The organism is Myxococcus sp. AB056 (assembly GCF_006547365.1).
In the GTDB taxonomy this organism is placed as follows: domain Bacteria; phylum Myxococcota; class Myxococcia; order Myxococcales; family Myxococcaceae; genus Myxococcus; species Myxococcus virescens.
Genome location: NZ_VHLB01000048.1, coordinates 45,553 through 67,441 on the forward strand (window position 1 = coordinate 45,553; position 21,889 = coordinate 67,441).

Below are 21,889 nucleotides of genomic sequence, written 5' to 3' on the forward strand. Positions count from 1 at the left end.
CCGTGCGTCCCCTCGTCATCATCAGCCTCTGCCTGGGTGTTGCCACCGCGGCACGCGCCGACTGGGACGTGAATGAGGTGCCGGGCATCGCCCGCAGTGTGGACGTCTTCGCTCCGGGCATCTACTCGGTGAGCACCTCGACGCAGACGGAGCTGTTCGAGAACGGCATCCAGTCCGCCGTCTTCCTGCACAGCGACGTCTTCGGCACGTTCTTGTCTCCGATGGGCTGCTTCGCCGTCGTCGTGCGCCCGGGTGACGTCATCAGTCACCAGAACTGCCGTGCGGCTGGAAACATCATCCCCCCGGACCCGGTGAACACCGTGGTGGGTATCCGGCGGGTGAAGCACACCCCGTCTGGTACGGGCTATGCCGCGGTGGCCCTCTCTGACGGTGGACTCTCACTGCTGACGGCATCAGCGGGGCTCGCAGGCCCCACGCCCTGGACGTTGCTGAGTGCCGGCGCGGGCCTCTTGTCCTCCACGGACGTGCTGGGCGTGGTGGAGACTTCGGATGGCGCGCCCCATGCGCTCTTCAGTGTCACCGGTGTCACCCGGACGGAGTTCCTCTGGTACACGCGGGACAGGCGTCAGGCGCAGATGGTCGTGCCGTCGCACCTGACCAGCAAATCCCCGCGCACGGTGGACCTCTTCGCTGGAAGCGGACCGCATCCCATCGCGTTGTTCGGCAATTCGGACGGCCTGTTCCGCGGACAGTTGGACCCGGCCGGGACGACCTTCTCCGCCGTGATGTTGCCCGACGGCATGAGCGACGTCAGCATCACCTCGGTGGACGTGAACACGGGCAACGGCAGCGTCCATGGCGAAGGCTTTGGCCTCGCGGTGGGCGTGGATCCCAGCGGGGAGCCCGTGGTGCTGGGGGCCGTGCCCGCGAGCAGCGCGGACAACGCGGGGACTCAGTGGCGGGTCCACCCGGTCTTCGAGGGCTCGGCGCTTCCGGGCGCTTCGCAGGCGACGCCGCTCGAGGTGTCGTGCATCGGCTCCTCGTTCTGCCTGTTCATCCTGGACCAGCCGAGCTTCAACGTCGTGACGTACGTCAACGCCAACGCCCCCGTGCTGGACGTGGGGCCCTCGCCCATCGTGGTGAACGAAACGGGGACGGCGACGGCTCGGTTCTCCGCCACCGACGCCGACTCCGATGCGGTGCGCGTGTCGGTGGATGCATCGTCAACGCCGGGCGGCGACCTGGTTGGCGTCAACATCGTGGAGCACCCCGACCAGCTCGACGTGACGCTCGTTCCGCAGCGGCCCGTCTGCAAGGACGAAGAGGGGTTCCTGCGGGTCTACGCCTCGGACGGGCTCGCGTCCCACGACGTGCAGGCCACGGTGGCCTACCGGGTGGTGAACACCAAAGGGCCCGCGCAGCCCACGGTGTTGCCCTCACGGGAGTCGACCACCGCGTCGGGCGCGTCGCGGGTGTTCACCGCGCAGCCGGCGAGCGAGGCCTGTCCGGCGGTGCGCTACGTCTGGTCTCCCGTCTCAGGACAGTCGGGCGCACCGCTGCTCTCCACCGATGGCGGCGCCCAGGCGACCTTCACGCCGCCGGAGGTGCTGTGCCAGGAGTCGGGTACCAGCTACGCGTACGAGGTCCGTGGCGTGGATGAAGGCGGCCTGACGTCCAGCGCCGCCGCCATCTTCACCGTGGACGTCGCGCCCTGGGGCCGGCCGCTGGTGCCCTTCGCCTCGGGCTCGGAGCGGACGCTCACGTCGGGCCCAGGGGCCAGCGTGGACGTGGTCCCCGATGCGCTGCACACCTGCGAGGGGACGTCCGGATTGCCGACCGTGGACACGGAGTGGCGGCTGAGCGCTTCCGGTTCGGGCATTCCCGACGGTGTCACGGTGAGGACCGCGGACGGAACGGCCGTCACGTTGCACTCGCCGGTGTCGAGTGAGCGCCTGCGCGTCGAGGCCGCGGAGTGCGCGCACGGGACGCTGGCCCTCACCGCCAGGAATCGCATTCCCGTCGCCGGCGGTGGCACGCAGGACAGCGCTGACGCCGAGCTCCGCGTTCGGGTGGAGCCTTCCTTGGAGGACGTGGCCACGGGCAGCCTGGAGCTGGGCGTGGTGCCGTCGGGCGAAGGGGACGTGGACATCGCCCTGGACACGTCGCTGAACTGCGTGGACGTGCGCACGCTGAAGGCGCGGATGTTCCTGGAGACACTGGGCGGCGAGGCACTGGATTCAGCGGTGGTGCCGGTACCCGGGACGTGGCGCCCCGCGCTCCCGCGCTCCTGCACCCTCGAGTCCTACCGCGTGCGCGGCGAGCTCTTCGACGACAGTGAGGGGCCGGTGCGAGAGGGCGGGCGTGCCCAGGTGGAGATTCCCAACCAGCCCCTGCCGGCGCGGCTGGGAGCGCTCGAAGCCGGGGCCCTGGTGGCACGCTGTGGCGAAGGCGCGAGCGCCACCCTGACGCAGACGATTCCGGCGAATGCCTGCGGCGACGTGGCCATCTCCTGGTCCCAGGTGGCGGGGCCCGCGCTGTCAGAGGTCTCCCTGGCGGGCCCGAGCGTCACGGTGAGCACGCAAGAGACAGGGCTGGAGGCGCTGGTGGGTCAGGCCATCACCCTGCGCGTCCTCGCCGACGCGGGCGGCAGCAACACCGCGACCACGGATTACGTGCTGCCGATTACCTCCGAGCGCTTCGTGGACGTGCGTCACGCGATGGAGTCGCCCACGGCGTCGGAGAAGGGGCTGGTGGGCGTGGTGGTGGAGCTGCGCAACACCTCCGATTGCGAGGTCGGCGGCCTCCACTACCTGGAGAACGTGGACGGGCTGGAGTGGGTGCCCGGCAGCGTGAAGCTGGACGGCGTCGCGGTGGAGGCGCGGGCGGTGGACGGTGGCTTCCGGGTGGAGGACATCCGGCTGCCCGCGCAGGGCACGCAGACGCTGACGTACGTGGGCCGCTCGCCGCTGCTGTCCACGCCACGGCTGGGCGGGGAGATGACCCTCAACGGCGTGCCCGTTTCGGGGGATGCCGCGGTGCCGCCTCCGACGTCGGGATGCGGCTGCTCGGGAGGGGGTTCGGGCGCGGCCGTCTTCGGGCTGGCGGCGCTGGCGCGGGTGCTGCGCCGCCGGAAGTAGGGCGGTGGTTACAGCCCGAAGCTGATGCGGTGACGGCGGCTCGGCGTGTCGGGCCTCTCCTCCAGTACACCGAGGAGCTCCAGTCCCCGCAGCGTGGCCAGCGTCTGCCGCTCCGGCAGGTCGGTGAGGGCGAGCAGGTCCTCCACCGTCTTGCTGCCGTCCGCATATGCCAGCACCAGGGCCTGGGCCCCTTCGAGCTTCAGCTCGTGCAGGCCATAGGGCGCGTCGGCGGTGGGGAACAGCCGGCGCGAGCGCGGCATGTGCCGACGCAGCGTCACCAGCGTCTCCGTCTTCGCCACGCCCTCCAGCACCAGGTCACCGGGGAAGACGGACAGCTTCACCAGGTCCGTGCGGCGGGGGCGCATGGCACTGAAGCCGTAGCCGCCTTCCTTCCACGTGAAGGTGGACCAGATGATCTCCTTCACCTGCTCCACCAGCAGTTGCGCTCGCTGGGCCGCGTCCATCAGGCCCATGCGCAGCATGGCCTCGCCGGTGCGCAGGCCGTGCTCCTTCGCGAAGGCGGCGACCTCGGCGAGCCGGGCCTCGGGCAGCACACCCTGGCGGATGCAGAAGCGGCCGAAGCGCTCGGCGGCGAGGTTGGACGCGGCGTACACGACGCGGCCGGACTCGAAGTAGACGACCTTGAGCACCTGGCCCTGCTGAAGCTTCAGCTCGCCGTGGTGGCGGGCCTCGTAATAGGCGTTGAGCAGCCGCGCGACGGTGGCGTCCTCCAGGACGCCGCCCAGGGACCAGTCGGGCAGTGCGCGCTTGGGCGGCGGCGGAGTCGAAGGCGCGGTGCTTTCGCTCCAGACCTGCTCGCGCCGGCCGAAGGGCAGGGGGAGGGCGTGCTCCGTGTCCGCGGGCTCTGGCAACGGGTCGGTACTGGGGACGACCTGCAGGGGCTCGGCGGCGTCGCTGGGCTCAGGGGGGAACTCTTCCAGCACGATGAGGTCCTCGGTATCGAGCAGCTCGTCCAGCAGCACGCTCTCCGCGATGGGCGGGGGAGCGCGGGGTTGAGGAGCAACGCCACCGGCCTGCTCCAGGGCCTCCATGACGGTGATGAGCTCGAACGGTTTCTCGAAGAAGGTCCGGGCGCCGTGGACCTGCACGGCCTCCTGGGCGAAACGGTCCCCTTTGTACACACCGCTGACGGCGATGGCGGGGATGCCATGGGCACGCAGGGCGGCCAGCACCTCGCTGCCCCGGATGTCCGGGAGCAGCAGGTCCACCAGGGCCGCGTCCCAGTGTTGTCCGGGGCCGAGCGTCTCTAGCGCGGCCTCTCCAGTGGCCGCGGCTTTCGCGTCGTGTCCCCGGCTTTGCGCCAGGGCGACGATGAGGGAGGCCAGCTCGTGGTTGTCTTCGACGATGAGCAGTCGCGCCATGGGCGCGCAGACCATAGCATCCGCGTCATGGACGTTCAGGGCTTCCACCACGTGGCCATCCAGGCGCGGGACATCGAGTGTGTCACCGGCTTCTACAGAGACCTGCTGGGCTTTCCGGAGTTGACCCGTCATCTCCGCCCGGACGGCTCCTTGCGGAGCATCTGGGTGGGCGTGCCTGGGGGCGGCTTCCTGGCTATCGAGGCGGCGGGCGGCGAGCCCGTCTCCACGCCGTTCCGCCACGAGGCGCCGGGCCTCTTGATGCTGGCGTTCCGGATTCCGAAGGCCGCTCGGGCGGGCGTGGTCGACACCTTCACCCGCGCGGGTGTGCCGCTGGAGCATGAGACGCGGTGGTCGGTGTACGTCCGGGACCCCGAAGGCAACCGCGTGGCGCTCAGTCATCACCCGGAGGACTAGACGCACCGTCCCACGGGTGCGGGTGTGCTTGCGGAGCGGGACGGGGCACGGCTACAAGCGGCCCCATGCGCCTGGGTGAGCAGCTCCTGAAGGATGGTCTCGTCACCGCCGAGGGACTCGAGGAAGCGCTCGAGGCCCAGGTGGTGCATGGCGGGCGGCTGGGAACGAACCTGGTGGAGCTGGGCCTGCTGTCGGAGGTGGACCTGGCGAAGGCGCTGGGCAAGGTCCACAACAGCGCGTTCGCGTCCGGGGAGATGGTTCCGGACCCCAAGGCGATGGAGCTGGTCTCCTCGAACCATGCGGACGACAAGGAGTACCTGCCCATGCGGGTGGACGCGACGCGGCTGAGCATCGCCGTCGTGAACCCGCACGACTTCTCGACGCTGGACGCGATTGCCTTCAAGACGGGCAAGCGCGTGGTGCCGGTGGTCATCCCCGAGTTCCGGATGAACCAACTGCTGCGCCGTTACTGCAAGGCGTTCCGGCCGCTGCGCGCCATCGACATGAACGCGGTGCGGCCGCGTCCCTCGGCGGGCTCGCAGGCCGAGCTGGCCAAGGCCGCGGAGACGCCGCCAGACTTGATGAGCGAGGAGGAGTTCCAGTCCGTCTACGCCTCCGCCCTGCGCGGCGGCGCCGACTACGACGGGGACATGGGCGAGGAGGAGATCATCACCGGCGTGGAGGTGCTCGAGGCCGCGCCCGAGCCTCCGCCGGCGACTGTCCGGCCGCAGGTGCCCGTGGCTCCGCCGCCGCCACCTCAGGCCATCGCTGTTCCACCGCAGAGGGTTCAGCCGCCCGTGCCGCCCCCGGCGCCCGAGCTGGGCGGTACGCCACCGCCTGTGGAGGTGCCGCGCGCGCCGGAGCCGCCGCCGACGCCGCTGACCTTCGCGGAAGCACAGGCGGAGCTGGCGCGCAGCTCGGACCGCGAGGACGTGGCGCGCACGGTGCTGCGCTTCGCGCTGGGCAAGTGGAAGCGGAACCTGCTGCTGTCGGTGCAGGGCAGCCTCGTGACGGGCTGGCACGGCATGGGGGTGGGGGTTCGCGACGCGGTGGTGCGCCGTATCGGTGTGCCGCTTCGGGAGCAGAGCACCTTCCGGCTCGTGCGGGACACGCGCTCGCACTACATCGGGCCCGTTCGCCGTGATGCGGCCATGGGCGTGTTCTACAAGCTGCTGGGGGACGGGTTCCCGAAGACGGCCGTCATCCTCCCGCTGCTGGTGCGCGGCAAGGTCGTGCACCTGCTCTACGTGGACAACGGCCCGGACCAGCTCACTCCGCCCGACGTGGGTGAGCTGCTCATCCTCTCGCAGAGCGTGGGCCGCTCGTACGAGGCGATGATGCGGCGCCGCAAGAGCGCGTAGGACGTCGCGCGCTCGCGGCGGAATGGCTCAGGTGGACAGCTCCTCCACCTGGAACGTCATGCCCGCGCGGCGCAGCCGCTCCACCAGTCGCATGCCCATGGCGGAGGCTGGCGTGAGCACGCCGCCCGTCGTCGGATTGTCGTCGAAGGCGAGGCACAGCGCGGACTCGGCGAGCATCCGGGACGTGGCCGCGTAGCCCGGATCTCCCTGCGCCGCCACCTTGCCCTTCAGCCGCACCTGCTTGCCCGTGCGGGGGGAGGTGCCTTCGCCGCGAAGCTGCGTGACGAAGAAGCCTTTCTCCCGGGCCTCCGGTGACGGGCCTTCACCCGGCGCGGGCAGGACCTTCTTCTCCAGCAGCGTGCGCAGGGGCTTCACCTGCATCGCGGCGACGACGCCTCCCAGGCCCGCGGTGACGCCCGTGGCGCGCAGCAGGCCCTTGGGCCCGGCGCCATAGCTGGCGACCTCCGCGTACCGGAAGTTCTCTCCCCACGGGTGACCGAGCAGCGCGTTGCTGCGCCGGACGACGCGCGTGTTCACGGTCGCCATGAAGAACGGGCCGGTCCACTGGCCCAGCTCCTGGCTGTAGTGGATGCCCAGCGCGTCCTTGGACTCGGGCCTCCAGCGGCCTGGGACGGGGTCCAGCGCATGCGGGTGGGCCATGATTCGCCGCACCGAGCGGTCCGTTGAGGCTTCTTCCATCGCCTGCACCATGCTCGCGGCCGTGCCACCGCTGGCGCCTCCGCGCATGGGACCCATGTAGAGGCGGACGGCGTCCAGGTGGCCGCCGTGTCGCTCCCGCATGTGCTCCTGCATCATCAACACGCCCAGGTCTGACGGAATCGAGTCGAAGCCACAGGTGTGGACGATGCGTGCGCCGCTCTGCCGCGCCTGCTCGTGGTGGGCGTCAATCATTCGCCGCATCCACTGCACTTCACCCGTCAGGTCGCAGTAGCTGACGCCGGCCCGAACACACGCCGCGACGAGCTCGCTGCCGTAACGTGCGTAGGGGCCCACCGTGGTGCAGACCACGCGGGTGCGAGGGACCAGGGCATCCAGCGACGCGGCGTCGCGTGCATCCGCGACGAGCAGCGGTAGCTCCGCGGAGGAGGGCGCAATCGCCGCCAGCCCCTGCCGGACCTTCTCCAGCTTGCCGAGGTCGCGTCCCGCCAGAGCCCACCGTGCGCGGTGGCTGTCCTGGGTCCTGGCGAGATATTCGGCGACCAGTCGCCCGGTGAAGCCGGTGGCGCCCCAGGCGATGATGTCGAACTCCGTGGCGGAGGTGTTCATGGGCGCGGGAGTCTGGTCGCGCCCCGAAAGCACCGCAACCGCGGCGTGAAACGAGTGTTCACGCCGCGGAGATTGCTACCCCGGTTACTCCTCTTCGGGGTTCTCGAAGTTGACGTCGAAGGTGACGCGCTGGCCCGGCTCCACCTTGAACGTCTTCTGCCACCGGGAGTTGTTCACGATGACCAGGAGCTGGTGCGTGCCTTCGTACAGGTCCAGTTCCTCGATGGGCGCGGCACCGATGAGCCGACCATCCACCGTGACGATGGCGCCCTCCGGGGCGCGTACGTTCGCGAATCCCTTGTTGAGGAAGATCTGCTGCGAGGAACGGCCACCCGCAGGCACGTTGATGACCCGTGTCGTCTGGATGCCGAGCACCGGGTTGCTGAGCGTCAGCACGTGACGGCCCGCGGGCACGGCCGCGGAGACCGGCGTGCGGCCCAGGTACTGGCCAGGAATCGAGACCTCCACGCGCGGGTCCACGGTGACGTCCAGCGTGCCCATGGGAATGCCGGCGTCCGCGGGGCCCGCATCCAACGTCACGCCGGCGTCGACGGGCAGGGCGTCGGTGACGCCCGCGTCCTCGAGCTCGGACTCGATGTTGGAGGGCAGCCGGCTGAGCACGACGGCCCCCGCGCCCACCGTGAGCGCCAGTCCAACGCCCACGAAGGCCATCCAGCTACGTGACGGCTTCTGCGCGGCAGGAGGCGTCGTGGGGGCCGCGTGTGCGCCCGTGCCCGTCGGGCCGGTGGACACAGTGGCCCCTGCTGCGGCCCCCGGGCCCGTGGCGCTGGGATGCGCCTGAGTGCCTGCGCCCGACTGATGCTGTGCGCCCGCGCCGGAGTGGGCCTGTGCGCCAGCCTGGGAAGGAGCGCCCGCGCCGGACTGCGCCTGTGCGCCTGCACCAGCCTGCGCAGGAGCGCCCGCGCCGGACTGCGCCTGTGCGCCTGAGCCTGAATGGGCCTGAGTGCTTGCGCCGGACTGATGCTGTGCGCCCGCGCCGGAGTGGGCCTGTGCGCTTGCGCCCGCCTGTGACTGGCCACCTGCACTGGACTGAGTCTGTGCGCCCGCGCCGGAGTGGGCCTGCGCGCCAGCCTGCGCCTGGCCACCCGCACCGGACTGCGTCTGGGCCCCCACCGAACCAGAGCCGGACTGCCCAGCGCTGCCCGCAGCCGATGCCGCCTGCGCGTTGCCACCGGCCGCCGATCCACTCCCAGCCTGCGCCCCCGAACCATCGGGCGAGCCGGAGGCATGCAACTGTCCCGGCAACTCCGGCCACTTCGCGGGCATCAAGCCCGGGGGCAGGGCGCCGCGCGCGAGGAACTCCGCCACGGCGGGCGGAGAGATGCCCGCCTTCTGCATCACCTCGGCGATGCCCGTTTCAATCACTCGCCGCCGCGTCGCGCGAGCCTCGCTCTCGGGCGGGAAGTACTTCGACAGGAACTCCGAGAACTCCGCATGCGTGGGCAGCGAGCCGACGGCCTCGACCACGGCCTCGCGGAACGCGAGCGCCGTCGGATACCGCTCCTTGGCCCGCTTCGCCGTCGCCCGGCGCAGCACCGCGTCCAACTTCAGCGGCACGTCCTGCGCCATGGGCGGCAGCGAGCGCGTGAGCACGGCCTTGTCCGGGTCCGCCGCATCCTTGAAGGGAATCTTCCCGGAGAGGCACTCGTGCAGCACGAGTCCCAGGAGGAACACGTCCGACTGGACGTTGACCGCCTCGCGTCCACCGAGGAGCTGCTCGGGCGCGCTGTACAAACGCCGGTTCTTCACGCGCTTGCCGCCGCGCTCACGCGGAGCCACGCCGAGCGCGCCGTAGCCCGTCACCTTCGTCAGACCGCCGAAGGAGATCATCAGCGTCTCGGGCCGGACGTCACCGTGCACGAAGGGCGTGCCGTCGTCATTGCCCGCGACGTGCGCGTAGTGCAGACCCACGGCGGCATCCGCCACGACGAGCGCCGCGAAGTGCGGCGGCAGGCGGGGGTGGGCCTCCAACAGGCGACGCAGGGGCTCGCCGTCGGCGAACTCGGTGACACGGGCCAGTCCGCCATCCTGCTCGGCCAAGGCGTGGACACGGAGGATGTGCGGATGCTCGAAGACGAGCGCGCGAGCTGTCTCGCGACGCAAGGTCGCCTTCAGCTCGGGGTTCTGCACGACATCTTGCGGTGCCCAGATGAGCACCACGGGACGGGGAGACGCGCCGTCCTCCAGGGCGAGTCCGAGGAAGGCGCGTGAGCCTTCCCCGGCCAGCAGGGGACCAAGGGATTGGTAACGGACGGAACTCATGACACCGCATGTTAGTGCGAGTCACGCGGGTCCTGAAATACGGGGAGCCCGTCTCCCTTTCCCGGCAGCTACAGCCGGTAGCCTGCTTCCCGTTCGAAGGGCAGCGTCACGTGGTAGCCGTAGCGCCCCCGCCGCACGAGCAACAGGACGCTACGTCCCCGTCGCGCGGTGAGCAGGGCCTCCCGGAAGGCGTCGTTCGTCGTCACGGGCTGGTTGTTCACACGGAGGATGATGTCTCCGGGCTCCAGCCCGATGTCCGCCGCCGCCGAGCCCTGACGCACGCCGGACACGGCCAGGCCGCCGCGAATCTCCTTTACGCGGAGTCCCAGCCGCTCCCACGCCAGCCCCTCGACCATGCGAGCGGGGAACTCCACCGGCGTCACCTGAACGGTGCGCAGGCCGCCGTCGCGGAAGAGCACCACCGGGAAGGCGGAGCGGGCAGGGTAGCCGCGCACGCGGGTGTCGAAGTCCTCGGCGTCCTGGATGCGCGAGCCGCCCAGCTCCGCCACCACGTCCCCGCGCTTCACTCCCGCCTCCGCGGCCGGACTCCCTGCCTCCACCGCCGTCACCAGCGCGCCATAGGCCCGGTCCCACCCGAGCTGCCGGGCGACGCGGACCGGCAGGTCGGCCGTATCGATGCCCACCCACGCCGGGCGCACCTTCCCGAAGCGGGTCAGCTCGTCGACGATGCGGCGCACCTTGTCGGCCGGAATCGCGAAGCCGATGCCCTGCGCGCCGCCGCCGAAGATGGCGGTGTTGATTCCGATGATTTCCCCATCCACGTTGAGCAGCGGGCCGCCCGAGTTGCCCGGGTTGATGGCGGCGTCCGTCTGCACGAAGTCGTTGTAGACGCGGTTGTCGGCGCGGAAGGTGCGGCCCACCGCGGAGACGACGCCCGCGGTGACCGTCTTGCTCAGGCCGAACGGGCTGCCGATGGCGACCACCGTCTCGCCAATCATCAGGTCGGAGCTGGTGCCCAGCTTCGCGATGGGGAGGGCCTCCTTGGCATTGACCTTGAGCACCGCCAGGTCGTTCGCCGCGTCGCTGCCGATGACCTCCGCTTCGAACGAGCGGCCATCCGCCAGGATGACGTGGATGGCGGACGCGCCCCGGATGACGTGGTCATTGGTGACGATGATGCCGCTGGGGTCGATGATGGCGCCGCTGCCCAGGCCGGAGATTCTCTGACGCTCCGGCTCCGCGCCCATGCCACCGAAGAACTCCTCCAGGGGAGAACGGCGTCCACGGAAGCGCGACTCCACCTCCTGTTCGGTGCCGATGTAGACGACGGCGGGGGAGACCTTCTGCACGACCTCGACGATGGCGTCTCGCCGCCGCGCCAGGTCAGCGTTCGCCGTGCCCGAGGTCAGCAGGGCCACCACCAGCAGGCTCCACCTCATGACTGCGTGCTTCATTCCAACCCTCCGTGCACCGCCAGGGATTGTCGAGCGAAGGACATTCTGACTGTTGGGAAGGCCGCAGCCTACCCGGGCCCCCTGGATGCGGTGTCTCGCTCTTCATAAACCACTCCGGTCATCCATGAACGATTGCATCTCTGGGATGCACGTCCTCTCGGGGTCTCAGTACACCGTGGGAGTGGATTGTTATCCTGGCGGCGCGCAAGCAGTCGCGGCGTGCCGAGGCGAGGGAGTGGAAGCATGAGTCTCGTCCTGGTCGCGGACGATGAGCCAGCGGTGTTGGAGGTTCTCAGTCAAGTCGTGGAGGACCTGGGCCACGACGTCTTGAGAGCGCGGGATGGCGAGGAGGCGCTCGGCCTGGCGCGTGCCCGGCATCCTCAGCTGGTGGTGACGGACCACATGATGCCGCGGCTGAGCGGCGTGGAACTCTGCCGCCGGATGAAGCAGGAGGCACAGCTCAAGGACGTGCCCGTCATCCTCCTCAGCGCGGTGCTGCCCCAGGGCGCGCCGGAGGCGTTCGCCTTCCTCCACAAGCCCTTTGAAATCACCGACTTTGAATCGGTCATCCACAAGTCGCTGGCCGCCTCGCCGGAGCCTCGGATGGAGGCGCACGCGGCGTCCCCCTTGAGCGCGCTGGGGCAGTGGGTGGCGCAGGCGCTCCAGGGCCCGCTCGAAACGGCCCGCGAGCAGCTTCGCCGGTTGGAAGGTACGTCCTCCGTGGACCGCGCGGCGCTGGACACGCTGGCGGCGCAGCTCCAGTCCATGGAAGCCGTGGGGCGTCACCTGCGCGAGCTGGCGTGGCTGTCCTCGGGCGAGGCGACGCTGAAGCGAATCGACACGGACGTGGGCCAGCACCTGCGCGACGCGGTGGCGGCACATGGCGCACACGTCACGTTGGAAGCACCCGAGGAGCCAGTCCACGCGCAGGTGGACCCGCCGCGCATCCGGCAGGTGTTCGACGTGCTGCTGGCGAACGCGGTCCGGCAGGGGGATACGGCGGTGGCGCTCGAAGTCTCCCAGACACAGCTCACGGTGCGCGTGAAGGACGCGGGGCCGGGGCTGGCCGCGGAGGCGCTGGCCCACCTCTTCACGCCCTTCCGGACGGATGCGAAGGGCGTCTGCGGACCGGAGCTGTACGTGGCTTCGGAGCTGGTGCGCCTGCAAGGGGGCGCGCTGTCCGTCCAGTCACGACCCGGCGAGGGCTCCACGTTCAGCCTGATGCTGCCCAGGAGCACCTGACGCGCTCGTCCCGGGCAGGTGCCGTTCGATGGCGTCCACCAGGGCCTGCTCCTCCTCCGCCGCCTGGAAGCGCGCCTTCATGCGCTCCAGCTCGTGCCGGTACGACGGTTGTTCGACGACTGCGTCGAGCAGCGGAACCAGGGTGTCGGGCGTCAGCGAGCGAAGGTCCGCGCGCTGCCCCAGCCCGTGGTGGACGACGCGAGCCGCGATGCCGGGCTGGTCGTACTGGACGGGCAGGACGACCATGGGCACGCCGAAGTAGATGCACTCCTTGACGCTGTTGAAGCCGCCGTGGGTCACCATGGCGGACGCGCGGCGCAGCATCTGGAGCTGGGGGACGCGCGTCACGGACACGAGATTGTTCGGGACGGGGCCAGGGAGCGTCTCCCGCCATTCATTGGTGGCCACCACGAACTGCCACGCGGGCCGCCGCCGCGCGGCCTCGGTGACGGCTTCGTGGAAACGCCGGGCCTGCTCGGGGGGCATGGCCATGGTGCCCAGCGAGCACAGGACCAGGGGGCGCTCCGGGCTCAGCCGCTCCCAAGGGAAGTCGGGCTCCTTGCGCTCCAGGTCGATGCACGGCCCCGTGTAGTGGACGTCGATGGAGAGCCGCACGCCACTGAACTCCACGAACTCTCGGGGGCAGAGGACGAGCATGGGGTCGTGCTCGCCACTGAGGCGCCCCGCGAAGTCCAGATGCTCGGGCGGATACCCGTACTTGCGCGCCAACGCGTGCCGGTACCGGAGGTCCGCCGGCTCCAGTCCGACCCAGCTACGCCAATCCTCCATCTTCGATGCGAACAGGATGCGGCCCCAGTCGAGCGCGCCTCGGATGATGCCGGAGAGCTGGCCATCCGGGATGACGTTGGAGGTCGGCGGCGGCGTCATGAGCTCCCACCGCATGGGGATGCTCGTGTTCAACACCAGGGTGGGAACCTGGTGGCCGCGGAGGACGAGGAACGGCTCTGGGAGGAGGACATCCGTGAGACCCAGGTCCGGCCGCGTCCGGGTGATGATGGCGTCGAGCTCCCCCTGGAGCACCGACTCATACATCTGGTTCTGCTTGCGCAGCACCTGCAGCAGGTAGCGCACCCGCTTCAGGCCCTTCCACTGACTCACCCGCTCCTTGACCTCATCCTGGAAGCCCAGGGGGAACAGGTGTTCGAAGAGGCACTCGAAGTCGAACCCCTCCGCGCGAATGAGCGCCTCGGTGTCCCGGATGCCGCAGAAGACAATCCGGTGCCCCCGCTTCTGGAGGGCCCGGGCGAGCTTGAGCGAGGGATTGATGTGCCCACGCTCGGGCAGGGGGCAGACGAGGAGGGTCGACATGGAGGCTCCTGGCGGTGTGGCCTGAAGCCTCCAGGGGCGTGGCGAGACGTCAGGCCTGCTGCGACTTCAGCATCCAGCCAATCATCTTGTACAGAAGCCGGGCGCCGACGTTGCCGTCCCACTCGCCGCCATCGGGGTCGGGGGCCACTTCGGTGAGGTCGAAGCCCACGATGGTGCGCCCGGAGCGGACCACGCCGGCGATGAGGGCCACGGCCTCGGCGAAGGACAGTCCGCCGGGCACCGGGGTGCCCGTATGGGGGCAGAGCACGGGGTCCAGCCCGTCGATGTCGAAGGACAGGTAGACCTGCTTCGGGAGCAGGGCGACCATCTCATCCACCTGCCGGTTCCAGGGCACGCCGTCGAAGCGCTTGTTCTGGAGGGTGGCGTCGAAGAAGCCGTGCACGCGGCCGTTGGAGTCCGCGATGTACTGGTGCTCCTCCGCGCTCATGTCGCGCAGGCCCACCTGGACCAGCGTCTTCACGCCGGGGATGCGCTCCGCGACGTTGTACATGATGGACGCGTGGGACCAGGTGAAGCCCTCGTAGGCCACGCGCAGGTCGGCGTGCGCGTCCAGGTGCAGCACGCCCATGCCGGGGTACTTCTCCGCGTGCGCGCGGATGATGCCGTAGGAGATGGAGTGGTCACCGCCCACCGCAGCCACGCGCTTGCCCTGGTCCAACCAGTGCTTGGTGGTGCGGTAGACGTGCTCGTTCATCTGGTCGCAGAGGACATTCACGTCCTGCGCGGCCTGAATCAGCGCGGCCTCGCCGGAGTGGATGCCACCGGCCTCGATGACGACCTGGGCGCGCTCCTTGGCGCGGGTGTTCCAGTCGCGCAGCTCCTGGGGCTCGGGGAGCATGGCGATGCCACGCTCGTAGGGACGACCCGTCTCCACGTCGAAGAGGTCGACCTGCCGGCTGGCGTCCAGGACGGCGGTCGGCCCCTCGGACGTGCCACCGCCGTAACTGGTGGTGGCCTCGAAGGGAACGGGGATGAGGATGACGTGCGCCTCTTCCGGGGAGTGGGGGAGGCCGAACACGCCGGAGTCCGGCTGAGCGGCGGCGCTGGGGTCGAAGTGGGTAGCCATGGCGGCGCAGGATAAAGGCCCGGTGTCGGGGCGCAATGGTCTGTTACTTCTCGATGCGTTCCTTGACGTCGAAACGCCCGGCCAGCACCTGATGTTTCTCAATCACCAGCCGGTCCGCCGTCAGCACGCCCCGGACGTCCAGGCTGTAGTCGTTGTAGAAGGCGTCTACGGTCGAGGCCTTGAGGTTCCCTCCGATGATGACGGGGCCCTCGGTCTGGAAGGCGTCGCATTCGAAGTCACCGCCCACGAAGAGCTGGCACCCTTCGAAGTTGGATGCCTTGCCCTTCACCGTCAGGTTCCCCGTCACCAGGAGCGACAGCACCTTCAGGGGGCCCTCCACCACCAGGTCGCCATGGTGGACGAAGGGGTTCTTGGACACCTTCTTGAGCGCCTTGCTCGCGGGGGCCCGCGTGGAGACCTGCCGGATGAGGTCGATGGTGGCGAAGACGAGCGGGGCGTTCGTGTTGCCGTGCTCTGCGATGCCCGCGTAGAGCTGGTCGATGGTGACCGAGTACTCCTCGACGAAGACGCTCTCCATGAACGCGCGGAGCTGCTCCCACGTCTTGGGGTTGACCCCCGCGGGAGCGTCCCCTGACAGGTATTGGGTGACGCGCTCCTCGGAGAGCTCCTTCGCCTTCTTGGGCGGAGGGCCTCGCTGGTCCTTGGTCTTCTTCAGGAGCTCCACGAGCAGGGGGCCCACGTTCTTGCTGTGCCGCGAGGCGCGGGCGACGGAGAGCACCGACCTGCCCCCCTCCGTCTTCAGCCGAGGGTCGATGCCCTGCTCGATGAAGAACCGCACGACGCGGTCGGCGCCGAACTCCGCGGCCCGGTGAATCGGGAACTCGTAGTTCGAGCCCGCCCGGATGTCGGCGCCGTACTCCATGAGCAACTGGATGACTTCGACGTTGTTCTGAGTCACGGCAATCATCATCGGCGAGTGCCCGTTGATGGTCTTGAAGTCCAGGCTGACGCCGCTGGCGAGCAGTGTCCGGATTTGAGCCACCACCTCGGCGTTCTTGCGCTCCGCCTTGGCCAGGCTCTGCCGGTACTCGGCCTCCGGCATTTCGACCCGGTGATAGGTCTGGATGTAGTGGAGGTCGTCAATCTGCCGGAAGCGCTTTTCGAGCTCCAACTGCTGCTCCGTCATCGAATCCGTTCCTTCAGTGGGCGATGCGGCTCACGCCCACCGCACCACCAGCTTGCCCACCGAGTCATTGCCGGCCATGCGCTCCAGCGCCTGCCGGATGTCCGCGCGCGGCACCACCGCGTCTATCACGGGCCGCAGCGCCCCTGTGCGGAACAGCGGCAACAGATGCCGCTCCGCGCTCTGCGCCAGCGCGATCTTCTCTTCCAGCGGACGGCTGCGCAGCACGGTGCCGGTGACACGCAGCCGCTTCGTCAGCACCGTGCCCAGGTTCACCTCGGTGGCCGCGCCCGCCACCAGCCCCACCAGCATCAGCCGCCCCCGGGGCGCCAGGGCGTTCAGCGTCTCCGGCACGTAGCCGCCGCCCACCAGGTCCAGGCACAGGTCCGCGCCCCGGCCGCCTGTCTCCTCGCGCACCGCGTCCGCGAAGCGCGGCGGCCTGGTGTCACACAGCACCGTGCGAGTCACGCCCCAGTCGGCCGCGCGGGCCAGCTTCGCCGCGTTGCGGCCCGTGCCCACCACGCGCGCGCCCATGGCCTGGCAGATGAGCGCCGCCGCCGAGCCCACGCCACTGGCCACCGCGTGGACGAGCACCGTCTCGCCGGGCTTGAGCTCGCCCTGGAGCACCAGTGCGTCGAACGCGGTCAGGTATGCCTCCGGAATGGCCGCCGCGTCGGTGAAGTCCATGCCGTCGGGGATGGGCATCGCCTCTCGCTCGTGGGTGACGAGCAGGTCCGACCACGCGCCCCCGCCCACCAGTCCCATGACGCGGTCGCCGGGCTGGAAGCGCCGTGCGCGCGGGCCCACGGCCACCACCTCGCCCGCGTACTCCAGGCCCGGAATGTCTGGTGCCACGTCCGGCGGGGCGGGGTAGTGACCACGAAGCTGCAGAAGGTCCGCCCGGTTGAGCGCGGACGCCCGCACCCGGACCAGAATCTCCCCTGGGCCTGGGACGGGCTCGGGACGTTCTTCCTCGGCGAGGACCTCGGGGCCTCCCGGACGGGTGATGCGAAGGACCTTCATGGCAGGCGCCTCCCATGGAATGGCGGGCACGAAACATCCTGGCTCGCGAGAGCGTCAACGCTTATCTAGAACACCGTCCATCATGAGCACGCTGACGTGTCCCATCTGCCAGAAGCCCGTTCCTCCGCGCGGGGAGAACGCTGCCTTTCCCTTCTGTTCCAAGCGCTGCCGCGCCGTGGACCTCGGCCGGTGGCTCGGCGAGGAGTACCGCGTCCCCGACCGGCAGGCGGATGAGCAGGAAGACGAGCTGCCCGCCGACAGCCACCCGGCACGCCAGCACGGCGACGCATGAGCGGCTTCGTCGACCTGCACTGCCATCTGCTGCCCGGCGTGGATGACGGGGCACGTACGCTGGAGGACGCGCTGGAGATGGCGCGCGCGCTGGTCGACCTTGGCTTCTCCACCGTCGCCCCCAGTCCACACGCGCGCCCCGAGTACGCCCCCGTGGAGGTGGTGGACGTGCGCCGTGCGGAGCTGGCGGAGGCCCTGGAGCGCGAGCGCATCCCGCTGGCGTTGGGGCGCAACGCGGAGAACGTGCTCGACGATGCCTTCCTGCGAGGCCTCAGCACGCCCCAGGCCCGGAAGCTGGGCCCGGGCCGCTACGTGCTCGTGGAGCTGCCCTACACCGCGCCCGTCCCCGCGCTGCCGGACATCCTCTTCCGCATCCGCACCAAGGGCGTGGTGCCGCTGCTGGCGCATCCCGAGCGCTGCCTGGAGTTCGAGCGGAAGGGCCGCGCCGCGGAGGCCGTGCGCGCTGGGGCATTGTTGCAACTGGATATCGGTGCGCTCATCGGCCGCTATGGCGGCACGGCGAAGAAGCTGTCCCGCGCCTTCCTGGACGACGGGCTCTATGCGGTGGGCGCCACGGACCTGCATGGGCCCGTGGGGGCCCGCGACTGGGTGGGCCGCTCGCTGGCGGAGCTGCGGAGCAGGGCAGGGGAGGCGCGCTTCGCCCGTCTCATGAGGGACAATCCCGCGATTTTGTTGGCCGGGGAGTCACTGGAGTCCGACCCGGACTGACGGTATACCCGGCCCCTGTGAAACGTGCCGTCAAACTCCTGGCCAGCCTCCTGGTCACCTTCCTCTTCATGTGGTGGGCCTTCCGGGACACGGACTGGGCGACGCAGTTGGCCAGCCTGAAGTCGGCCAACTACGCGTGGCTGGTGCCGTACTTCGGCTGCCTGTTGGCCATCCACGTCTTCCGCACCTTGCGCTGGGGCTGCCTTCTGTCGGGCCTGGAGCAGGTCCCGTTCCGAAAGCTGAATGAGGCGTCCGGCATCGGCTTCATGATGCTGCTGGTGCTGCCCTTTCGCTTGGGCGAGTTCGCGCGGCCCTTCCTCATCGCGCAGCGCAGTGGCATCCGCCGCAGCGCGGCCATGACGTCCGTGGTGCTGGAGCGCATCGTGGACGGCCTCTTCGTGGCGGCGATGCTGCGAGCGCTGCTCTTCTTCGTGCCCACGGAGACGCCGGAGATTCGCTACGTCAAGCTGGGCTCGTGGCTGATGTTCGCGGTGTTCGGCGGCGGTCTGGCGTTCCTCCTCTTCGGCCTCTGGCAGCAGCAGCGCACGGTGAATCTGGTGCGCGCCACGGTGGGCCGGCTGGCGCCGCAGGTGGCGGACAAGGTGGCGGACATCGTCGACACCTTCGTGGGCGCCATGCGGCAGCTGCCGAAGGGGCGGCAGGTCGCGCTCTTCTTCCTCTATACGGCGCTGTACTGGGGCGTGAATGGCGCGGGGATGTCCATGCTGGCCAACGCCTTCGACTGCTCGGGCGCGGCGCCCGGCACCGTCTGCGAGCCCATGGACCTGACGCTCTTCCAGGCCTACGTCGTACTGGGCGTGCTGGTGGTGGGGCTGATGATTCCGGCGGCGCCGGGGATGATGGGCACCTTCCAGGCGGCCACGAAGGTGGGCCTGAGCCTCTTCCTTCCGGCCGCCGCGGTGAATGCCAGCGGGCTGGCCTACGCCAACGTCATGTGGCTGAGCCAGACGGTGCAGCAGGTGGGCCTGGGCCTCATCCTGCTGTCCATGGGGCACCTGTCGTTCAAGGACATCGCCGGCAAGCTGGACGACAAGGACGGCGAGGCGGCGGCACCTTCCGCCTGACGCGGGGGCCGCCTCCCGGCCCCGGATGTCGTGTCGATGCGGCTTCCTACGGGGTGGGCGACGACGCCTGCCCCGTCTCCGCGGGAGCGGCTTCCGTCTTCGCGGGGGTGGTGTCACCGCTCTTGCCCGTCACCACGCCCTTCACCTTCTCCATGGTGGCCTTCGGGTCGATGTTGCCCTTGAGGGTGCCGAACGGCGTGTCGATGACCTGCTCCCGCTTCTCCGAGGAGGCGTAGCCCTCTGGCGCGCACAGGGCCTTCGCGCTGTCGCGCACGGAGACGACCGGGGTGGTGATGGTGGTGGAGTCCTCGGTCGTGGCCTTGGCGACGAGCTTGTCGTCGCGCATCAGCACGCAGCGGTCCTCGCCGTAGTACCAGGCGGTGGAGCTGTCCGGGAACTCCTGCGCGCGCGTGGGCCCTGAGCCCATGGCATCGACGACCTGATGGGACGACATGCCCGGGTAGAGCTTGTCGAAGCCGGAGGTGGCACAGCCGGCGGCGGCGAGCGCGAGTGCGGCGCTGACAATCGGGAGACGCATGGGGTGTGGGGCTCCTTCCGAAAAGGAATCGCGGAGCCTACCTCGGCGTCACGTCCGGCCTCCAGGTGGGGGCCGGACGCATCGTGTCAGAGTTCCTGATCCAACCAGCGGACGATGGCCTCGCGAATCGAGGCCGGCCGCTCGGAGTCCAGTCGGGTGCGAGGCAGGCGTGCCGCGTCGGCGTCGCGCAGCATGGAAGCGGGCATCAGCTCACGCGTGCGAGGAAGGGATGCGCGGGGCGCGACGGCGGCAGACCTCATGACTGGCCTTCCTCCTTGGGCGTGCCGCGGCCGTACTTGCCGAGCAGGTCTTCCACGGCCTCGCGCAGGTACTCGCTCTGGTGGATGCGGGTCCGCCGCGCCAGCTCGCGCAGCTTCTGGACCTGCTCCTCGGGGACCAGGACGTGGGTGGAGACGATGTCGGCATCCGGGCCTCGGACGTCGACAGACACTTCCGTGGCCGCCGGGGACGACGGAGCCTCGGGGCTCAGGGGACTGGCGCTTCCATCCTGCATCGGACTTCCTCCGGGCGTGGCTGCTACAGGCCGCTACCTGCCTGTCCGCGGCATTAGGCGGGCGGACGGGCACGCCGTCAAAAAATGCGCCGGGGGCCAGGGGCTCGAGCCGTGCCGCACCTCGCGTTGACAGGGCGGCATCGCGCTGCTACTTCGCCGCTTGCCTTAGGGGAGTAGTTCACGCCAGCGGCGCTGGCGGCGGGAAGCTCGACACACTGGCTGGAAACGGCCCGGGCCCCCACCTCGTGATGTTCGCGAGACGAACGAGACCTTCGGACAGGGATTGTCGTTTCTTCCTGGCCGAGGTCCGTCGTGCGCGCGTGCTGCCCTGGCGTCTCCCACGAGTCTGAACCCCGGCCCTGTGGTTGCGAGGGAGTTGTCATGTTGGAAGCGCTCGTGGGTTCGTTCGTGTTGGTGGCCGCCAGTGAGATGGGGGACAAGACGCAGTTGCTCGCGTTCTCCCTGGCCACGCGGTTTCGCAAGCCGTGGCATGTGCTGGCGGGCATCTTCGTCGCCACCGTTGCCAATCACGCGCTGGCGTCCAGCGTGGGCAGTTGGGTGTCCGCGCACGTGCCGGCGAAGTGGATGGCGCTGCTCCTGGCGGTGCTCTTCATCGGCTTCGGTTTGTGGACGCTCAAGCCGGACACGCTGGATGAAGATGGCGGCAAGCCGCCGCGCTTCGGCGCCTTCCTCACCACGGTGGTGCTCTTCTTCCTCGCGGAGATGGGGGACAAGACGCAACTGGCCACCATGGCCGTGGCCGCGCGTTATCAGGCGCCCATCACGGTGACGCTGGGCACCACGGCCGGGATGATGCTGTCGGACGGCCTGGCTGTGTTCCTGGGGGACCGGCTCGCCGGGCGGGTGCAGATGAGTTGGGTGCGGTGGGCCGCCGCCAGCCTCTTCTTCATCTTCGGCGCCCTGTCGCTGTGGACGGCGCTCCGGATGTCCTGACGGCTGGGACGCGCAGTGCGAATGATGCGCTGTGACGGAGAAGTGTATTGCGCTTCATCACGGGAAAAGCTCCCATGTGAGAGGTCTGGGATGACCCGGACCTTTCTTCAGGAGCTGGAATGCGTTCCCCCATTCGTTTCTCCGCGATGATTCTGATGAGCGCCCTCATGGGCGCGGGTTGCAACGGTGCCCAGCCGCAGGACCCGCCGGTCGAGGCCGAGGTGATTGCCGAGACGGCGGAAGTGAAGCAGGGCGCTGTGGGCGACGTGGTGCTGCGCTGTGACGAGTTCCAGGGCGGCACGCACCTGGAGGTCGTCCAGACGGCGACCGGCTTCGAGGCCGCGTACGTCTCCGAGGAGTACGACCCCTGGGATTGTCGCTGCACGTACACGAAGCGCGAGATTCTGGGGCAGTACAACCAGTGCCGCCGGTCCACGGTGGACCCGCGCATCATGAACTGCTACCGCATCGAGCCGAGCGGCACCATTGGCAAGGTGGTGCTGTCCACCACGCGCGTGCAGAAGACGCAGATGGTCATCGGCAGCAGCACGACGGTGAACTACAGCGAGCTGAGCGTCGCGGCCATCAACCAGGACCCCGGCCAGACGCCGCGCCGTGACTACGTCTTCCCGCTGAGCGACTGCCAGTAAGCCGTTCCAGGGCCGGGGAGGCGTCGAGCCCCGGCCTTTTTTCGTGGGGGGAGGCGATGATTC

The 21,889-nt window shown here is 69.6% G+C and carries 20 protein-coding genes; 9 read left to right on the forward strand and 11 right to left on the reverse strand.

All coding sequences use genetic code 11. The features are described 5' to 3' along the window. Positions 1–2 precede the first annotated feature (2 nt). Positions 3–3,098, forward strand: coding sequence for an MYXO-CTERM sorting domain-containing protein (locus FMP39_RS21275; protein WP_141592124.1), 3,096 nt, complete (start codon positions 3–5; stop codon positions 3,096–3,098). An 8-nt stretch (positions 3,099–3,106) separates the two neighbouring features. On the opposite strand, the gene FMP39_RS21280 is transcribed toward FMP39_RS21275, so the two are convergent. Next, positions 3,107–4,495, reverse strand: a complete 1,389-nt coding sequence (locus tag FMP39_RS21280) for a DUF4388 domain-containing protein (RefSeq protein ID WP_141592142.1) — start codon at positions 4,493–4,495, stop codon at positions 3,107–3,109. A 12-nt stretch (positions 4,496–4,507) separates the two neighbouring features. Between FMP39_RS21280 and FMP39_RS21285 the strand changes: the two genes are divergently transcribed. Then, a complete protein-coding gene (locus tag FMP39_RS21285) occupies positions 4,508–4,894 on the forward strand; it encodes a VOC family protein (protein ID WP_141592125.1) in 387 nt (128 codons plus the stop codon). A 65-nt stretch (positions 4,895–4,959) separates the two neighbouring features. Beyond that, complete coding sequence (locus FMP39_RS21290; protein WP_141592126.1) at positions 4,960–6,255, forward strand: general secretion pathway protein GspE; 1,296 nt, start codon at positions 4,960–4,962, stop codon at positions 6,253–6,255. Positions 6,256–6,282: 27 nt separating this feature from the next. Here FMP39_RS21290 and FMP39_RS21295 read toward each other — a convergent pair whose 3' ends face one another. The 3 genes from FMP39_RS21295 to FMP39_RS21305 form a co-directional block, all read right to left on the reverse strand. Next, positions 6,283–7,542, reverse strand: coding sequence for a trans-acting enoyl reductase family protein (locus FMP39_RS21295; RefSeq protein WP_141592127.1), 1,260 nt, complete (start codon positions 7,540–7,542; stop codon positions 6,283–6,285). 84 nt (positions 7,543–7,626) lie between these two features. Further along, on the reverse strand, positions 7,627–9,825 hold the full coding sequence (locus tag FMP39_RS21300) for a PEGA domain-containing protein (RefSeq protein ID WP_141592128.1): 2,199 nt from the start codon (positions 9,823–9,825) through the stop codon (positions 7,627–7,629). Between the two features lie 68 nt (positions 9,826–9,893). Continuing rightward, complete coding sequence (locus FMP39_RS21305; protein WP_141592129.1) at positions 9,894–11,240, reverse strand: trypsin-like peptidase domain-containing protein; 1,347 nt, start codon at positions 11,238–11,240, stop codon at positions 9,894–9,896. A gap of 243 nt (positions 11,241–11,483) precedes the next feature. On the opposite strand from FMP39_RS21305, the gene FMP39_RS21310 reads away from it, so the two are divergent. Then, entirely contained in the window at positions 11,484–12,482 is a 999-nt protein-coding gene (locus FMP39_RS21310) for a response regulator (protein ID WP_141592130.1), read from the forward strand. On the opposite strand, the gene FMP39_RS21315 is transcribed toward FMP39_RS21310, so the two are convergent. The 4 genes from FMP39_RS21315 to FMP39_RS21330 are packed head-to-tail and all read right to left on the reverse strand — an operon-like array spanning position 12,429 to position 17,065. Next, positions 12,429–13,811, reverse strand: a complete 1,383-nt coding sequence (locus tag FMP39_RS21315; protein WP_141592131.1) for a glycosyltransferase — start codon at positions 13,809–13,811, stop codon at positions 12,429–12,431. The genes FMP39_RS21310 and FMP39_RS21315 overlap by 54 nt on opposite strands. A 49-nt stretch (positions 13,812–13,860) precedes the next feature. After that, positions 13,861–14,898 (reverse strand): agmatinase family protein, encoded by a 1,038-nt coding sequence (locus FMP39_RS21320; RefSeq protein ID WP_141592132.1) that lies wholly within the window; start codon positions 14,896–14,898, stop codon positions 13,861–13,863. Positions 14,899–14,941: 43 nt separating this feature from the next. Then, positions 14,942–16,045 (reverse strand): ankyrin repeat domain-containing protein, encoded by a 1,104-nt coding sequence (locus FMP39_RS21325; protein WP_141592133.1) that lies wholly within the window; start codon positions 16,043–16,045, stop codon positions 14,942–14,944. A gap of 30 nt (positions 16,046–16,075) precedes the next feature. Next, a complete protein-coding gene (locus tag FMP39_RS21330) occupies positions 16,076–17,065 on the reverse strand; it encodes an NAD(P)H-quinone oxidoreductase (protein WP_141592134.1) in 990 nt (329 codons plus the stop codon). Between the two features lie 82 nt (positions 17,066–17,147). On the opposite strand from FMP39_RS21330, the gene FMP39_RS21335 reads away from it, so the two are divergent. Genes FMP39_RS21335 through FMP39_RS21345 form a run of 3 tightly spaced genes read left to right on the forward strand, consistent with a single transcriptional unit; the run spans position 17,148 to position 19,170 of the window. After that, complete coding sequence (locus FMP39_RS21335) at positions 17,148–17,357, forward strand: DNA gyrase inhibitor YacG (RefSeq protein ID WP_020478355.1); 210 nt, start codon at positions 17,148–17,150, stop codon at positions 17,355–17,357. After that, entirely contained in the window at positions 17,354–18,085 is a 732-nt protein-coding gene (locus FMP39_RS21340; RefSeq protein WP_141592135.1) for a tyrosine-protein phosphatase, read from the forward strand. Before FMP39_RS21335 ends, FMP39_RS21340 begins: the two co-directional genes overlap by 4 nt. Positions 18,086–18,102: 17 nt before the next feature. Further along, the gene (locus FMP39_RS21345) at positions 18,103–19,170 is read left to right on the forward strand and encodes a lysylphosphatidylglycerol synthase transmembrane domain-containing protein (protein WP_011554425.1); all 1,068 of its coding nucleotides are present in this window, start codon (positions 18,103–18,105) and stop codon (positions 19,168–19,170) included. A 46-nt stretch (positions 19,171–19,216) separates the two neighbouring features. On the opposite strand, the gene FMP39_RS21350 is transcribed toward FMP39_RS21345, so the two are convergent. From FMP39_RS21350 to FMP39_RS21355, 3 genes are all read right to left on the reverse strand, one after another. Then, the gene (locus tag FMP39_RS21350) at positions 19,217–19,708 is read right to left on the reverse strand and encodes a hypothetical protein (RefSeq protein ID WP_141592136.1); all 492 of its coding nucleotides are present in this window, start codon (positions 19,706–19,708) and stop codon (positions 19,217–19,219) included. A gap of 86 nt (positions 19,709–19,794) precedes the next feature. Then, positions 19,795–19,968, reverse strand: a complete 174-nt coding sequence (locus FMP39_RS37510; protein ID WP_194858504.1) for a hypothetical protein — start codon at positions 19,966–19,968, stop codon at positions 19,795–19,797. Beyond that, positions 19,965–20,222: a ribbon-helix-helix domain-containing protein gene (locus FMP39_RS21355; protein ID WP_141592137.1), complete on the reverse strand. Its 258-nt coding sequence runs from the start codon at positions 20,220–20,222 to the stop codon at positions 19,965–19,967. Before FMP39_RS21355 ends, FMP39_RS37510 begins: the two co-directional genes overlap by 4 nt. A gap of 381 nt (positions 20,223–20,603) precedes the next feature. Between FMP39_RS21355 and FMP39_RS21360 the strand changes: the two genes are divergently transcribed. Then, a complete protein-coding gene (locus FMP39_RS21360; protein WP_141592138.1) occupies positions 20,604–21,176 on the forward strand; it encodes a TMEM165/GDT1 family protein in 573 nt (190 codons plus the stop codon). Between the two features lie 119 nt (positions 21,177–21,295). Further along, complete coding sequence (locus FMP39_RS21365; RefSeq protein WP_141592139.1) at positions 21,296–21,826, forward strand: hypothetical protein; 531 nt, start codon at positions 21,296–21,298, stop codon at positions 21,824–21,826. The last annotated feature ends 63 nt before the right edge of the window (positions 21,827–21,889 follow it).

What these genes read in the sequence shown, in the direction of transcription:
- FMP39_RS21295 (WP_141592127.1), bottom strand. Translation starts at nt 7,542, where the DNA reads ATGAACACCTCCGCCACGGAGTTCGACATCATCGCCTGGGGCGCCACC.
- FMP39_RS37510 (WP_194858504.1), bottom strand. Translation starts at nt 19,968, where the DNA reads ATGAGGTCTGCCGCCGTCGCGCCCCGCGCATCCCTTCCTCGCACGCGT.
- FMP39_RS21365 (WP_141592139.1), top strand. Translation starts at nt 21,296, where the DNA reads ATGCGTTCCCCCATTCGTTTCTCCGCGATGATTCTGATGAGCGCCCTC.
- FMP39_RS21300 (WP_141592128.1), bottom strand. Translation starts at nt 9,825, where the DNA reads ATGAGTTCCGTCCGTTACCAATCCCTTGGTCCCCTGCTGGCCGGGGAA.
- FMP39_RS21310 (WP_141592130.1), top strand. Translation starts at nt 11,484, where the DNA reads ATGAGTCTCGTCCTGGTCGCGGACGATGAGCCAGCGGTGTTGGAGGTT.
- FMP39_RS21350 (WP_141592136.1), bottom strand. Translation starts at nt 19,708, where the DNA reads ATGCGTCTCCCGATTGTCAGCGCCGCACTCGCGCTCGCCGCCGCCGGC.
- FMP39_RS21325 (WP_141592133.1), bottom strand. Translation starts at nt 16,045, where the DNA reads ATGACGGAGCAGCAGTTGGAGCTCGAAAAGCGCTTCCGGCAGATTGAC.
- FMP39_RS21360 (WP_141592138.1), top strand. Translation starts at nt 20,604, where the DNA reads ATGTTGGAAGCGCTCGTGGGTTCGTTCGTGTTGGTGGCCGCCAGTGAG.
- FMP39_RS21290 (WP_141592126.1), top strand. Translation starts at nt 4,960, where the DNA reads ATGCGCCTGGGTGAGCAGCTCCTGAAGGATGGTCTCGTCACCGCCGAG.
- FMP39_RS21315 (WP_141592131.1), bottom strand. Translation starts at nt 13,811, where the DNA reads ATGTCGACCCTCCTCGTCTGCCCCCTGCCCGAGCGTGGGCACATCAAT.
- FMP39_RS21340 (WP_141592135.1), top strand. Translation starts at nt 17,354, where the DNA reads ATGAGCGGCTTCGTCGACCTGCACTGCCATCTGCTGCCCGGCGTGGAT.
- FMP39_RS21305 (WP_141592129.1), bottom strand. Translation starts at nt 11,240, where the DNA reads ATGAAGCACGCAGTCATGAGGTGGAGCCTGCTGGTGGTGGCCCTGCTG.
- FMP39_RS21280 (WP_141592142.1), bottom strand. Translation starts at nt 4,495, where the DNA reads ATGGTCTGCGCGCCCATGGCGCGACTGCTCATCGTCGAAGACAACCAC.
- FMP39_RS21335 (WP_020478355.1), top strand. Translation starts at nt 17,148, where the DNA reads ATGAGCACGCTGACGTGTCCCATCTGCCAGAAGCCCGTTCCTCCGCGC.
- FMP39_RS21285 (WP_141592125.1), top strand. Translation starts at nt 4,508, where the DNA reads ATGGACGTTCAGGGCTTCCACCACGTGGCCATCCAGGCGCGGGACATC.
- FMP39_RS21320 (WP_141592132.1), bottom strand. Translation starts at nt 14,898, where the DNA reads ATGGCTACCCACTTCGACCCCAGCGCCGCCGCTCAGCCGGACTCCGGC.
- FMP39_RS21330 (WP_141592134.1), bottom strand. Translation starts at nt 17,065, where the DNA reads ATGAAGGTCCTTCGCATCACCCGTCCGGGAGGCCCCGAGGTCCTCGCC.
- FMP39_RS21355 (WP_141592137.1), bottom strand. Translation starts at nt 20,222, where the DNA reads ATGCAGGATGGAAGCGCCAGTCCCCTGAGCCCCGAGGCTCCGTCGTCC.